14 protein-coding genes are annotated in these 14584 nt (G+C 51.3%); 4 read left to right on the top strand and 10 right to left on the bottom strand.

Annotated elements, in window-relative coordinates; genetic code table 11:
- Positions 1-174: 174 nt before the first annotated feature.
- The 6 genes from argH to K4H28_RS15755 all read right to left on the bottom strand — a co-directional run bounded on the left by argH (position 175) and on the right by K4H28_RS15755 (position 6922).
- A complete protein-coding gene (argH, locus tag K4H28_RS15780) occupies positions 175-1563 on the bottom strand; it encodes an argininosuccinate lyase (protein ID WP_221006086.1) in 1389 nt (462 codons plus the stop codon).
- A 104-nt stretch (positions 1564-1667) separates the two neighbouring features.
- On the bottom strand, positions 1668-2132 hold the full coding sequence (locus K4H28_RS15775; RefSeq protein WP_221006085.1) for a YehS family protein: 465 nt from the start codon (positions 2130-2132) through the stop codon (positions 1668-1670).
- A gap of 52 nt (positions 2133-2184) precedes the next feature.
- Positions 2185-3267, bottom strand: a complete 1083-nt coding sequence (locus K4H28_RS15770; protein WP_255573686.1) for a DUF1513 domain-containing protein — start codon at positions 3265-3267, stop codon at positions 2185-2187.
- Positions 3267-4232, bottom strand: coding sequence for an imelysin family protein (locus K4H28_RS15765; protein WP_221006083.1), 966 nt, complete (start codon positions 4230-4232; stop codon positions 3267-3269). Before K4H28_RS15765 ends, K4H28_RS15770 begins: the two co-directional genes overlap by 1 nt.
- 62 nt (positions 4233-4294) lie before the next feature.
- Entirely contained in the window at positions 4295-5686 is a 1392-nt protein-coding gene (locus K4H28_RS15760; protein WP_221006082.1) for a di-heme oxidoreductase family protein, read from the bottom strand.
- A gap of 96 nt (positions 5687-5782) precedes the next feature.
- Entirely contained in the window at positions 5783-6922 is a 1140-nt protein-coding gene (locus K4H28_RS15755; protein ID WP_221006081.1) for an imelysin family protein, read from the bottom strand.
- A 314-nt stretch (positions 6923-7236) separates the two neighbouring features.
- Between K4H28_RS15755 and K4H28_RS15750 the strand changes: the two genes are divergently transcribed.
- The 4 genes from K4H28_RS15750 to K4H28_RS15735 all read left to right on the top strand — a co-directional run bounded on the left by K4H28_RS15750 (position 7237) and on the right by K4H28_RS15735 (position 11018).
- On the top strand, positions 7237-7956 hold the full coding sequence (locus K4H28_RS15750; protein ID WP_221006080.1) for an SPOR domain-containing protein: 720 nt from the start codon (positions 7237-7239) through the stop codon (positions 7954-7956).
- Between the two features lie 14 nt (positions 7957-7970).
- Complete coding sequence (locus K4H28_RS15745; protein ID WP_221006079.1) at positions 7971-8615, top strand: thiol:disulfide interchange protein DsbA/DsbL; 645 nt, start codon at positions 7971-7973, stop codon at positions 8613-8615.
- A 147-nt stretch (positions 8616-8762) separates the two neighbouring features.
- Complete coding sequence (locus K4H28_RS15740) at positions 8763-10397, top strand: NAD(P)/FAD-dependent oxidoreductase (protein ID WP_221006078.1); 1635 nt, start codon at positions 8763-8765, stop codon at positions 10395-10397.
- 219 nt (positions 10398-10616) lie between these two features.
- Positions 10617-11018, top strand: a complete 402-nt coding sequence (locus K4H28_RS15735) for a DUF3597 domain-containing protein (protein ID WP_221006077.1) — start codon at positions 10617-10619, stop codon at positions 11016-11018.
- 490 nt (positions 11019-11508) lie between these two features.
- On the opposite strand, the gene K4H28_RS15730 is transcribed toward K4H28_RS15735, so the two are convergent.
- From K4H28_RS15730 to K4H28_RS15715, 4 genes are all read right to left on the bottom strand, one after another.
- Positions 11509-11892 carry a hypothetical protein gene (locus K4H28_RS15730; RefSeq protein WP_221006076.1) on the bottom strand — a complete coding sequence of 128 codons (384 nt, stop codon included), beginning with the start codon at positions 11890-11892 and terminating at the stop codon, positions 11509-11511.
- A 225-nt stretch (positions 11893-12117) separates the two neighbouring features.
- Positions 12118-13386, bottom strand: a complete 1269-nt coding sequence (locus K4H28_RS15725; protein ID WP_221006075.1) for an ABC transporter permease — start codon at positions 13384-13386, stop codon at positions 12118-12120.
- A complete protein-coding gene (locus K4H28_RS15720) occupies positions 13379-14068 on the bottom strand; it encodes an ABC transporter ATP-binding protein (protein WP_221006074.1) in 690 nt (229 codons plus the stop codon). Before K4H28_RS15720 ends, K4H28_RS15725 begins: the two co-directional genes overlap by 8 nt.
- Positions 14069-14098: 30 nt before the next feature.
- Positions 14099-14584: a ZrgA family zinc uptake protein gene (locus tag K4H28_RS15715; RefSeq protein WP_221006073.1), complete on the bottom strand. Its 486-nt coding sequence runs from the start codon at positions 14582-14584 to the stop codon at positions 14099-14101.

Genomic DNA, 14584 nt, shown 5'->3' with positions numbered 1-14584 from the left:
TAACTCACCACATAAGCTCAATATGTATGTGCCTGTGAACCATTAAAAATAATGCTTATAGATAGATACATTAGTATTTTCAATCACATTAAATCGAGCAAGCGCTAAGCAGAAAGTAGCATGCAATAAAAAACCCAGCGTAGGCTGGGTTTTTTGAAGGCCAACTATCCGTGATTAGCAGCCCAAACGCTCGCGCCATTTCGCCACTTGCACCAAGACTTGGAACGGCGCAGTACCACCAACGTGATTACGGGCATCCAAGCTACCTTGCAAGGTCAATACATGGCAAACGTCTTCTTCGATCAAGGGCGAGAAGCTTTGCAATTCAACCAAGGTCAAATCTGACAAATCTTGGCGTTTTTGCTCTGCATAACGCACCGCCAATGCCACTGCTTCGTGCGCATCGCGGAATGGCAAGCCACGTTTAACCAGATAATCCGCCAAATCGGTTGCGGTCGCAAAACCTTGCTTCGCAGCGCGTTCCATCGCATCAGGTTTTACCGTGATGCCGCGCATCATGTCAGCGTAGATTCGCAGCGTGTCGGTCAAGGTATCCACCGTATCAAACAGCGGCTCTTTATCTTCTTGATTGTCTTTGTTGTACGCCAGCGGTTGGCCTTTCATCAACGTGAGCAAAGAAATCAAGCTGCCGTTTACACGGCCAGTTTTACCGCGCACCAATTCTGGCACGTCAGGATTTTTCTTTTGCGGCATGATTGAGCTGCCGGTACAGAAACGGTCGGCAATATCAATAAAGCCAAAACGCGGGCTCATCCACAAAATCAGCTCTTCAGATAGGCGCGACAAATGCGTCATGATCAAAGCACCTGCGGCGGTAAATTCAATCGCGAAATCTCGATCCGAAACTGCGTCGAGTGAATTTTCGCAAATGCCTTCAAAGCCCAATAATTTGGCAGTAATTTCACGCTTAATCGGGAATGTCGTTCCAGCGAGTGCCGCCGAGCCTAGCGGCATACGGTTCACACGTTTACGCGTATCGGCCAAACGCTCAGCATCGCGGCCGAGCATCTCGACATAAGCGAGCATGTGGTGACCAAACGTCACTGGCTGCGCCACTTGCAAATGCGTAAAGCCGGGCATCACGGTGCCGGCATTTTTTTCGGCCAAATCGATTAAAGAATGTTGCAGCTCGCGCACCAAGCCCAAGAGCACATCAATTGCGCCACGCAAATAGAGGCGAATATCAGTCGCCACTTGGTCATTGCGTGAACGACCGGTATGCAAACGCTTACCTGCATCACCGATTTTATCGGTCAGGCGACGCTCGATATTCATATGCACGTCTTCGAGATCAAGACTCCACTCAAAGCGCCCAGCACGAATATCGTCCAGAATATCGGCCATGCCGCCTTGGATTGCGCGCAAGTCTTCATCGCTCAAAACACCAACTTGGTTGAGCATGCCCGCATGCGCCAAAGAGCCTTGGATATCGACTTCGGCCATACGGTTATCAAAAAACACCGATGCGGTGTAGCGTTTGACTAATTCAGACACCGGCTCGTTAAAACGGCCAGACCAAGCTTTGCTTGTTGATTCGGACATGCGAAAAATCCAGAAAAAGTTGAAACAATGGGCGCGATTATACGGGTCTAGCCGCAATGCTGCACGACCTTACAGCTGAGCAGTCAAATCTTTAAATTGCGAAATTAAACTTTACGCACCCTCAGCGTGAGGCCTTTCAAAAAGTTGCGCAAAAACTGATCGCCACAGGGGCGGAAGTGTTTGTGATCTTTTTTGCGGAACAAAGCGGAAAGCTCGGGTTTTGATACTTCAAAACCGGCATCAGCCAGCATCGCGTAGATGTCGTCGTCTTTCAGCTCAAACGCAACGCGTAGTTTTTTGAGGACTAGATTATTGGTCACAGGTAATTCAATCGGCTGCGCCGGTCGCGACTCATCTTTACCACGGCGGAAATACACTAAACCATCGAGAAAATTCGCCATCGTGATGTCGTCGCACTCGGCGTAATCCAGCTCGGTGTCTTTTTTCAGAAACGATTGCATCGTGGCTTTATCCACTTCATGACCGGCCAGCTTGGCAATCTCGACCAATTTGGCGTCGCTCAAATCCAGCATAAAGCGCACGCTACGCAGTACGTCGTTATTTAACATGGTGGAAATCCTTTTGCGGTGAATCTGCGTATTGTACCTGCCCAAGCGCCGCTTAGCGTTGCGCAATGACTAGATGATTATCCCAGCGATGCGCTGCGCTCTGATTGAGGGCTGTGAGCATGGTCGTTTGGGGGTCAAAATGCGCCAACAGGCCGCGCTCACTACTGATCCACACTTGTTGACCATCGCTGGCAATGCCAGCCGGCCTAGCCATGGCAATCGGCGCAAGCGGAACGCCTGCCGAAGTCCAACGCGCGATGGCATTGCCTTTGAGCGCGCTGACTAAAAAAGTATTACCCACCGCTGCAATACTGGCACCATAACCTTGCAAGCCTTCTGCTTGCTCAGCTAGCTGCATTTTTCCTTGCCGCAACACCGCCAATAAAGGCGAATTCACATGTGCCGCCGCATCAAGATATTCAGCCTGCAAGGCAATTCCCAAACTGCCATCGGGGCTGCGCGCTAAATGGCGAATGCTTAAGCCTTGATCGGGTAAGGTATATTCATTCAGCAGTTTTCCCGATGGCCAAGCAATCAAAGCCAGTGTGGGATTCATCGCCCCTAGATTCAGTTTGCGCCGCCCCGTTTCGGGCAAGGTCAGCACCCCGCCATTGGCAACGGCTAGTATCTTGCCGCCATCCAACCAAATCAATTCATGCGGGCCAATACCATGGCTAGGTATTTCAGCAAGTCTTTTGAGCGTATCCACGGCATACAGGCCCAAAACGCCCTGCCCCGTTTCACCATTATTCTCAGTGGTAATCAGCGTTTTGCCATCGGGCGTCAGCACGGCATGGCCGAAATAGTGTCGATCAAACTGAGGCTCTATCAATTGAATGACTTTACCTTGCTGCCAATCGATCTTGGCCAACCATGAGCCCAAACGGCGGCTCATCACAATGGCTTGTCCATTGGGCAAAGGGACAATCCCATGCCCACGACCGGGTAATGTGATGGCTGGCAGCGTGGAATCAACGCCGCGCAGCACACCTTGCTCTAAGCCACTCGCATCCGTATCCCAACTAGCGCTGAGCAACACCCGCTCAGCTTTAGCCGAGCCTGATGTCGCCGCCCAAGCGGGAAGCGGCAGCGCCAGCGCCGCGAACTGCAATAAAAACTGCCGCCGTGCCAGCATCAATCACCGTCGCCTTCGGTAAAACCCAAGGTCAAATCAAATTGCTCGCCGATTTGGTCTTCAATGATCGCCTTTAAAGTCGCCACTGATTTGCTGCAAGCCAGCCGTGCGCTGGCAGTGCTTTGCGCTAGATGGGTCGGCAAGTTGCGGCAATTTTTATTCACTTGCGCGATATCTTGTTGGACTTTATTCGCAATCGGGCTCGCACCATCGTCACGCAAACGTTGTAGCACGGCTTGCAGCGCCAGATTCATGCCATCCCATTGCGCCAACCACTGCGCCTGGCTGCTGCCGCTGCGCCACTCAATAAATTGCTCGGGCTTCACGCCCTCCGCAGTCGGCATCCGTTTTTGCAAACTGCTCATGCTCGATAGCAATAGGTTGATGTGCTCTGACAAGAGATTTTCACGGAAAAAAGCATTTTCCGCCGCCAACTCACTGCGATAAACAGACCACGGTTGATCCAGTACATGCGCATCGCTGGCGATCTGTGCTGCGATTTTGCTCAAGTATGCACAGCGCTCTGGCTGCTTGAGTTTGGCCAATTGCAATTTGGGCTGGGCGTTGCCCCACAGCAGATATTCCATAGCTGGCAGGCCGCGCGTAGCCGCGTTATTAATTTCACTACCTTGAATCGCCGCTTCGATATCGTCGGGACGAGTTGGTCGGAAATCAATTTTTCGCCCCAATCGCTCCAGCACCATCGGGCCTGCAGGAGCACCATCCATCGCGCGCCATGCTTGGCTGGTGATCAACCAATCCTGCTTCACGTTGTCCAGTTGGACTGGCGTTGGCGTTTCGCAAAACGCCTTACTGGCGCTCGCCAAAGCATCTGCCGACTGCGTTAATGCCGCATGACGCGGTAAATACGCCTGATCCAACCATGCTTGCGACCAAGCCGCATTGGGTACTGTCGGCTCGGCCTGCGCTAAACCCGCAGCCAGTAATAAGGCAATCCAACGCATCGTTTTTTGTCCTTGTGTGATGACTCAACGCTTGCTGAGCAAGCGCAGCCCATCGTTTAGATTTAGAGCGAATTCAAAAACTTCAGCAGATTTTCTCGGTCAGCCGTGCTCATCTTCAGCACCGCTTGCTTACTCGCTTCAGCCTCGCCGCCGTGCCAGAGCACCGCTTCCATCATATTGCGGGCGCGACCATCATGTAGATAGCGCGTGTGGCCATTGACCGTTTTCACCAGCCCCAAGCCCCACAATGGCGGTGTTTTCCATTGTTTACCATTGGCTTTGCCATCAGGGCGATTGTCGGCCAAGCCTTCACCCATATCGTGCAGCAGCAAATCGGTATAGGGATAAATGGTTTGATTGGCGAGCTGCGGGATTGCGGCAAATTCGCCGGTTTTATAACTTGGGGTATGGCAGCTGACGCAGTTGGCATCGCTAAACAGCTGCTTGCCACGCAGCACATCGCTGGTGTTGGCATCGCGCCGTGTTGGTACCGCCAAGGTTTGCGAATAAAAAATCACTTGGGCGAGTTTGTCATCGTCGATTTCTGGCTTGCCGCCGCTTGGCGCGCGCAAGCAGTCTTTTTGCTGAGGCATACATTCTTCATGCGGATTCTTGCTCGACGTAATGCCGATATCCCCCAAGAAAGCCCCAGCCGTTTGATGCGCCACACTGCCCACATTCGCTTTCCAGCCAAAGCGCCCGATCAGTGCCTTGCCCGCAAACGCGTCCATCACATAATTAGGCTGGCCAGCAATCCCTTTGCCCTCTGCGCGTTGGCGCTCGGCATTGGCCAGAATACTAGCATCAGGTATGGCCTCAAGTAGCCCTAAACCTATGATCTGCGGGGCAATACGTGGCGATATCATGATGTCTTTATGCAGTGGACCATAGGCCAATTGCTCAATCTTATAATGCGGCTTTTGCAGGCTGTAGCTGCTGCCATCAGCAAACTGGCCGCGAATTTCCTCATAACGAATGGCTACTTTGCCTTCAGGCTTCACGCCCTGTACCGCTTGATTATTCAGCTGCCCACCATACACAGGATCTGGCTTTTGCCCCGGAATCGATAAACGCAGTAACAGCGCCATCGGCTGCTCTTGCTGAATATTATTTTTAAAATCCGGCGGCGCACCACGGCCATCCAGAGCATGGCAAGCACCACAGGAATTGGCGACAAAATGCGGCCCCAAGCCATCCCGTGCAGTGGTCGATGACGGCGCTTCCACCCACGGCTTTTTGAAGAATGAATTGCCGACCACAAAGTCAGTTTTTTGCTCGTCAGTTAAACCCGGATACGGTAGGGAAAACGCATTCTTGCCATGATCATCAATCGTACCCACCTCACCTGCTGGAAACTCCTCACTCGGCTCAAACAAAGCCAGCATGGCATGGCCTTCATAGGCCAACACAGAGCCCGCTAACAGACAGGCGATGAAGCTCAAACTGCGTTTCATTTTTCTTTTTCCTGAATAACAAAACCCCAGCGCGATGCGCTGAGGTTATTGTGAACGTGGTACGCCATATTGCCGCACCCATTACCCAAGTTTGGCTTAAACGCCCGTATTCAGCCGCTTAATGCCCAAGACTTTGGCCGCTTCGACCAAACTCTTGGCTTGCGCTTTGAGTGATTCGACAAAGACATGCAAGCGTTTGCGCCCCGGCGCGTCTTTCTTGCCGACGATTTCACGATCAAATGGCGCTTGCACGGCTTCGGCCAATTTCACACTATTGGCAATATCACGACTCACCGCTTCTGCGACGCTTGGATTTTTCTGCGCGACCAAGGCATTTAAGCTCGCGCCTTCCAGCACTTCGCCTGAACGGCGCACATAGCGCGCCTCCCAGACGTTTTGGATGCCTTTGGCATTGTTCACTAAATCACGATGCGTGTTATCTGAAAAGCATGAATGCTCGTCTTCTTGGTTTTGCGTATCCAGCGCGACTTCGGTGCGCTCACCTGCTAATTCACCACGACTGAGCGAGCCCAAACCCGTGAGCATTTTTTTGATGCTATCGTCGCCCTTAGTTTCAAACTGCGCACGATAGTTTTTCTCGCCGGCACGCCATTGTTTTTCTACACTCGCCAAATCAGCCACCAGCATGTCAGTCACGAGTTTTAAGTATTGCTTGCGACGCTCGGCATTCGGCGCGGTGGTGTAGTCAGTAAAACTACGTTGGCCTGCGCCGTCTTTATTGAAATCCTGACCCCACAGCAAAAACTCAATCGCATGCCAACCGGTGGCGATGTTTTCTTCACCGCCGCGCTCGTTCAAGCTGCGCAGCTTCGCTTCATTGATTGGCGTTTTGCTATTGATAATGCCCGCTTTCGGTTTACCTTTTACATAGTCGATATACGCTTCATCGAGCGGCCAGCCATTGATAAAACCTTCAGGGCCGGTTTCCGAATCAATCGGGCCACCGTAAAAACGGAAAGCCTCAGTTTGGCCATACCATTCCCGCGCTTCCAGCCACGCCGCTTGGGCTGCTTTCAGACTTTCGGCGCTGGGTTGCGCCAAAAAGGCATCAATCTTGGTTTGCATATCTTTACTGCTGGCCAGACTATCTTGGTAGTTGGCCGAAACGAGATTGGCGTATTGCACAATCACAGCCTGACTGTCGACTTCAGCGGCATTCGACAACGCAGAAAATGCCAAAACACAAGAAAACAAGAGACTTCGAATTGGCAGCATGAGCGCGCCCCGGTAATTAAGAATGATTCGCACTATATCGCAATCCAAAAACAATAGGAATCACTCTCATTAACATCTCGTATTGAGCACCACGATTGCACACTTACCCCCATTTAACCCGCGCAGCCTTGTCGTTTTTTTGCAGAAGAGACATTTCAATCGAATTTGATGTGGATAATGCACTGCTTCATCTTGCAAAGCGCGGTAGAATTAGGCGATTCTGATTGACTAAATTGCGCAGCCTATCCAAGTATGATGCTGACGCACGAAACAAGGCGTGAATCGCCGGAGATAGTTTGACCATGAGCCGTGACATGAAATCCAGCCGCACCAACCGCACCGCGAGCGCCAGTAGCAGCAAAAAAAATGGCGGCAGCTCGCTGATTACGGGGCTTTTACTGGGTTTATTTGTAGGTATCGCGATTGCAGTCGTTGTGGCCTTATTTTTAAATCGCAGCGCCAATCCATTTAAAAACGACAAAACCACGCCCGCCGATGCGGTTGGCTCTGCGCCAGAAGCCGCAGTCAACGCCCCTGAAGTTTTATTGCCCGGTAACGGTAAAGAAATCAATAACCCAGCGCCCGTCGCCGAAGCGACTAGTGCCGTGGCCAGCAAGCCAGCAACGGCCACTGCCAGTGAAGAGCGTTTTGATTTTTATAAAATGTTGCCAGAACTGAATGAACAAACCCCAGTCGAAGCTAAACCTGCCCCCGTAAAAGCATCGGTCGTAAAAGCTTCGGCAGTCAAAGCATCAGCGCCTAAACCAAGCGCCAGTGCAGCAGCCAAAGACGAACCAATGAAACCGACTTGGCTTCAAGTAGGCGCGTTCAAAGATGAAGGCGATGCCGACAATCTAAAAGCCAAGCTGGCGCTGATCGGTGTTGAGTCGAGAATTCTAACTTCCGATGTACCGGACAAAGGTATTTGGCACCGTGTTCGTATTGGCCCCTTTAATTCTGGCGCCGAACTCGATACAGTGCGCAAACAACTCAAAACCAATGGCATCGATAGCGCCATTATTAAAGCTAACTAAGCAAGGATGATTTCATGCTCAAAAACTGGATTAAAACTGTTGTATTAGCCGCCTCACTCATGGGTGCATCTTCGGCGTTTGCCCTGACCGAAGGCAAAGACTTCAAAGCACTGAGCAAACCGATGCCAGTGGCCGTTGCTGGCAAACAAGAAGTGATCGAGTTTTTCTGGTATGGCTGCCCACATTGCTTTTCGGTGGAGCCTGCTATTGAAGCATGGGCGGCAAAATTGCCGAAAGACGTGAATTTACGCCGTGTGCACGTGATGTGGGATGGCCGCAATGATATGGAAGGCCACGCGAAGATTTTCCTTGCCTTGCAAACATTAGGATTGGATGGCAAACATCAAAAAGCCGTGATGAAAGCGGTTCAAGCTGATCGTATCGAGCTACGCAACGAAGCCAAATTGTTTGAATGGGTGAAAAGCCAAGGCATCGACGTGGCCAAATTTAAAGCTGCTTACAATGGTTTCTCAACCAATGCGCAGCTGAAAAACCTCGCCACCATGACGCGTGATTACCAAATCGATGGCGTTCCTACATTTATCGTGAATGGTAAATGGGTCACTAGCCCTTCGATGGTTGGTGCAAACGATGCGAATTTCACCAAAATACTCGATGAACTCATCGCGAAAGACCGCGCAGCACCGAAAAAGAAATAATCAGTCAATCCTGATAAAATAATGCGCCATGATGTTCAACCATCATGGCGTTTTTTATTGTTAGCAATGTATATCAACGTAGCCAACTATTTGTAATGGCTAGCAAGCAATACCCTGTTGAATAAACCTCAACCTTGAAGGACAACCATGCTCCGCATTACCGAACTCAAACTGCCGCTCGACCATACCGAAGCCGAACTCAAAACGTCCATCGCCGCCTATCTCGCTATTAATGAGGATGCCATCGTGAGCTTTAGCGTCTTTAAACGCAGCTACGATGCGCGCAAAGGCATGATGAATCTGGCGTATATCATCGATTTGGACGTGGGCAACCTAGAGAAAAAGCTGCTCACGCAATTCAAAGCCGATACGCACGTCATGCCAACGCCCGATACCAGCTACCATTTTGTCGGCCAAGCACCTACGCAATTGCCACATCGCCCCGTCGTCGTTGGTTTTGGCCCCTGTGGGATTTTCGCGGCACTGATTCTGGCGCAAATGGGTTTCAAACCGATCGTGCTCGAACGTGGCAAAAAAGTGCGTGAACGCACCAAAGACACATGGGATTTATGGCGCAAAAATACGCTGCACCCTGAATCGAACGTGCAATTTGGCGAAGGCGGCGCAGGGACGTTCTCGGACGGTAAACTCTACAGCCAAATTAAAGATCCGCGTCATTTAGGCCGAAAAGTACTGAATGAATTTGTTAAAGCCGGTGCGCCCGATGAAATTTTGTATATTGCCAAACCGCATATCGGTACGTTTAAGCTGGTTGGCATGGTCGAAAAAATGCGCGCCGAGATTGAATCGCTCGGTGGCGAAATCCGCTTCCAGCAACGCGTTGATGATTTGATTTTGGAAGACCTGCCTGACGGCAACAAGCAAATCCGTGGCGTACGCGTCACCGAAATCGGCGTTGAAGGCCAGCCTAGCAATGAAATCCTGAGCGAACACGTTGTCATCGCGCTTGGCCACAGCGCGCGCGATAGCTTTGAAATGATGCACGGGCGCGGCGTCTTTATGGAAGCCAAACCGTTCTCAGTCGGCTTCCGTATCGAACACCCGCAGTCGCTCATCGACAAAGCGCGTTGGGGCAAGTTTGCCGGTCATCCGGTGCTCGGCGCAGCCGATTACAAACTCGTACATCACGCCGCCAATGGCCGCGCGGTGTATAGCTTCTGTATGTGTCCCGGCGGCACCGTCGTTGCAGCCACGTCCGAAGTCGGCCGCGTGGTGACCAACGGCATGAGCCAATATTCGCGTAACGAGCGCAACGCCAATTCTGGCATGGTCGTCAGCATCAACCCAAGCGACTATCCGGGCGGCGCGATGGCGGGGATAGAATTCCAACGCCAACTTGAAAGCCACGCTTATGTGCTTGGCGGCGAAAACTACAATGCGCCCGCACAATTGGTCGGCGATTTCCTCGCTGCGCGCGCATCGAAAGACGTCGGCAGCGTTGAGCCATCGTACAAACCGGGCGTGAACTGGACTGATCTCGCGAGCGCGCTACCCGATTACGCGATCAACGCGATGCGCGAAGCGCTGCCTGAATTCGGCAAGAAAATCCGTGGCTACGATATGCACGATGCGGTGCTGACCGGCGTTGAAACTCGAACCAGCTCACCGCTGCGCATCACGCGTAATGAGGCTTGCCAATCGCTCAACGTGCGCGGCCTCTACCCTGCTGGTGAAGGTGCGGGTTACGCGGGCGGGATTTTATCGGCGGGTGTGGATGGGATTAAAGTCGCCGAGGCTTTGGCATTGGATATATTGAACTAGACGTATATCTCGCCAGACTATATTAATGAATGGCTAGACAAATATACTACGGCAGGTCTTTTGACCTGCCGTTTTTTTATTCAATCATCCAGCTCTCTAACAATCGTCTGATGACGCAACAAATGACGGCCGAATTTTTGCGCGCATCAAATTGAAATATGAACCGCCTATGCTCATCGATTGCAGCATCCCTCCTACTTCTCGTAAAGGACTCCAGCCATGAGCATTTTTTCAAGTATCAAAGACAAGATTTTTGGGCACAAAGAAGAATCGGTTGCGACTCCCGCATCTTCTGCAGCCGCGCCAGTAGCAGTCGCTGAAGCTGCACCTATCGCTGTGGCGCCGATTACACCACCGGCTATTGAGGTTGATGTGGCTGAAGTGGTCGCACACATGGCAGCGCAGCACAATGAATCACTCAATTGGGACTCATCAATTGTGGACTTGATGAAAGTACTCAATTTGGACTCTAGCCTCACCAACCGCAAAGAACTCGCGCAAGAGTTGGGATACTTAGGGCAACTAGATGGCAGTGCAGATATGAATCTGTGGCTACACAAGCAAGTGATGACTGAATTGGCAAAGCATGGCGGCAAAGTACCTGCTGAACTGCAACACTAAGCAGCAAAAAATTGAAGGCGGATTCACATTAACTTTATCACCGTTTTGATGACTTTTTGTCAGATCGAATGTTCAAGCCAGAATGATTTCCGCCTATCCCTTCCCAGAACTGCATCGAACAACATTCACGCTATTTTCATCAACGCCACATTTTTTGGCGACATTTCCTAAGTAAGAAACAGTATTTGATTACTTAAAAATTACCTAAAACCTAGCAAAAAAAAAGTATCTGCACTTCATCGGTCTAAAAGCGAAAAGTCGATTTTAACTTGATTCTGATCAATGTTGCACCGCAACAAAAAGAGGATGTTGGCCTAGTTAACTTAAATCTTTGGAAAAATCATGACCTTTCATGAAACCGACAATCTCGCGCTGACCCAACATTTCATTCCCACTCCTCCGATTTGGATTCAACTTTGGTTGGATCATATCGAGAGCGAAACGGTTTAATATTTCCGTACCGACCGCGCGCGGCGTATTGAGCGAATTGTTAGCGTTTTGGCATCCACTGAATCACACTGATCGCCTGCTCTAGCCGCAGCAAAGCGGTGTTTTTCTTAGTGAGTTCAATATTCAACGCCGCCGCTAGCGGTACGGTATGGGCGATTTCACCTTTGGCATTTTTGATCGCGCGCGCAATCATTTGGGCATCGTTTTCAGTAAAGCGGGTCGCCCACTGTGCAGGTACCGTGGTGGCTTGCGTGGCCTTGCGGCCCTCCATCACGAACTGCAATGCCGCGCTACCAATCATCACAATAAACTGCGTGGTACGAGGATCTAGGCTTGCTTTTGCCGTTTCGATTTCGGCAATTTGCTGGCGAAGCTCTTCAGCAGGGGTCATTTGGTCGTCCAGCGTAGCAGGTGAATAAGACATTTTTAATCCATAGAAAACACCGACTGAGTTTACCGCAAAAGCGGCACCCTCAAAACGAAAAAGCCCCGCTTTTGCGGGGCTAGCTTTTTGCTGAATCAATTGAAACTAAATTACTTCTTTTCGCTGGCCATCATTTTGTAAACCACACCGGCCAAAGCAGCGCCGATCAATGGCGCCCCCCCCCCCAGAACAAGCAAACTTGCTCATCAATTAATCAAATCGACTTTACTGATGTTGGCTCAAACCATCGCTGAGCGACATTCGATATGCGCGCCACGCGGGTATCGCAGCAATTAAAACACCGGCCAGCAATGTCGCAGCAAGCAATAGCCATTCCGTTGATGTCGGCGAGTTAACGCCTAAATTAAATGAATAATATTCACGCAGTATTGGCTTGAAAGCGATGATAAGTGAGTAAAGCAGCGCAATACCCAATGCAATACCAAGGGTAACTAGTAGCAGCGTTTCACCCATCACTAGCAAAAAAATCTGCCAAGCCCGTGCGCCAACGGAGCGCAAAATCGCCATTTCACGGCGGCGCTCGTTCAGCCCCGTCAGCAAGGCAGTCAACATGCCCAATAAACCAATGACCATCACAAAGCCAGAAACCACCAACAGGGCTTGTTCGGCAATACTCATCAGTTGCCATAATTCCGACAGCGCCACGCCGGGCATGATGGCCATCAGCGCTTCGCCTTTGAATTGATTCACGGCGCGCTGAAAGCTGAAAATTGCAGTCGGTGAACGAAGACCAACATAAAACGCCGTGATCGAGGTCGGTGGCGGCACCGCGCGGTTTTCATCGGCGGCCAATACGCCGCTGCTTGATAGTAAGGACGCGCTACCTGATTCCCAGCCTTCATGAATCGCGGTCAAGCCGTCCAAACTGACATGCACCGTGTCGTCAACAGGCGTACCTGTCGGCGCGAGAATGCCGACGATGGTAAACGGCTGATCGGCGTGTTCGGTCAGCGCCCCATCGCCACTGCCGTGCGCCAAGGTTATTCTTTCACCCAAGCGATAGCCGCGCATTTGCGCGACATTGCTGCCCAGCACCGCATCATGGTTTTTTGCAAAAGCACGCCCGTGACGAAAGGCCAACGATTGACTATCGAGACGGTCGCCAAAGCGTAAATGTCTAAAATAATCAGTCGTCGTACCCAGTACGGCAAAACCATGATGACTGTCGCCAAGCGACACGGGAATCGTCCACGCCACACGCGGGTCGGCAGCGAGTTTTTGGTAGCTCTCCCAAGCAATATTATTGGTCGCATTGCCAACGCGAAACACGCTGTATAGCAATAATTGCACTGAGCCCGTGCGTGCGCCAACGATCAGATCAGTGCCGCTCACAGTATTAGCAAAACTGTTCCTTGCCTCGGTGCGTAAGCGCTCAACGCCGACCAGTAGCAGCACCGACAGCGCCACGGTCAAGATGGATAAAGCAACGGTTAAACGCCGATTGAGCAGGCTTTTGAGTGCGATTTTAAACATCGGCGTGCTCCCGATTGGCGCGATTGATTCTGGCTAAGTCCACGCTGCGGTCAAATTGCAGTGCCAATTGCGGGTCGTGGCTCACGAGCAGCACGGCGGTTTGTTGCTCGTCAGCGCACTCAAACAGTAGTTTGATAAACGCCGCACGGCGATCGGTATCGAGCGCCGAAGTCGGCTCGTCGGCAATCAATACTTCGGGCGCGCCAATCAACGCGCGCGCCAAAGCCACGCGCTGCTGCTGGCCGACCGAGAGTGAATTAACGGTGCAATTCAGATGGGACGTCAGATCCAAGCGTTCCAGCAAATGCAAGGCTTGTTGCTTGGGATTGCCAGCGCGATGGCGGCGAATTTTAGAAAACTGGCACGGCAGCAGCACATTATCCAGCACCGACAAATAGCTCAGCAGATTGAATTGTTGAAACACATAGCCCACATGGTCGGCGCGAAAACGATCACGCGCGGGGCCAGACAGCGTGGCTAAATTTTGCCCCAGCATCCACACTTGCCCACGCTGAGGGATTTGTATGCCTGTCAAAATCGACAGCAGCGTGCTTTTGCCGCTGCCGCTGGGGCCGTGCAAAAACACGCGCTCAGCACGGCCGAGGGAAAGCGCGGGAATATCTAAAGTCGGCTGCGCGGCACGCGGCCAAGTGAATTGTAAATCGGCCAGTTCAATCAGCACCGCGCGCTTTCCTTAACGTAATACATCGTTTTACTTCAAATCCAGCGCTTGCCCCGGTTTGAGTTTGAGCTGTTTTTGACCCTGTGGCGTCACCAAATTGACCATCAGCGATTTAAAGCCTGCAAAATTTTTCCACAATGGTAATTTGATTTGCGTGGCTTGATTGCTGCATTCAAACATGTACTCGGCAGTAATATCGCTGTGCTCACCTTTGCCAAAAGTCGGCATCACCACCACGGGTTTTGCACTTTGGCATTGCGCATTCGGTGCAAACACATTGCCTACGACTTGCAGTTGAGCCGCAACGTCTTGAACTTTGTTTTTTTCGTAATCGTTTTTGGGCGCGCGCTCAAAACCCAGCAAATTATCAGCGGGGCTTTCTAAAGTGATTAAGACTTTATTACCATCCACGACCACATCAATTTCCGCTACGCCATGCACGTGGGCAGAATGAGGAGCTGCCACAACTGACGCAGCAGGTATAGACAGAAAAGCCAATATCAACAAAACCTTCAT

Source organism: Deefgea tanakiae (assembly GCF_019665765.1).
In the GTDB taxonomy this organism is placed as follows: domain Bacteria; phylum Pseudomonadota; class Gammaproteobacteria; order Burkholderiales; family Chitinibacteraceae; genus Deefgea; species Deefgea tanakiae.
This window is presented reverse-complemented; position numbering and strand designations above follow the sequence as displayed.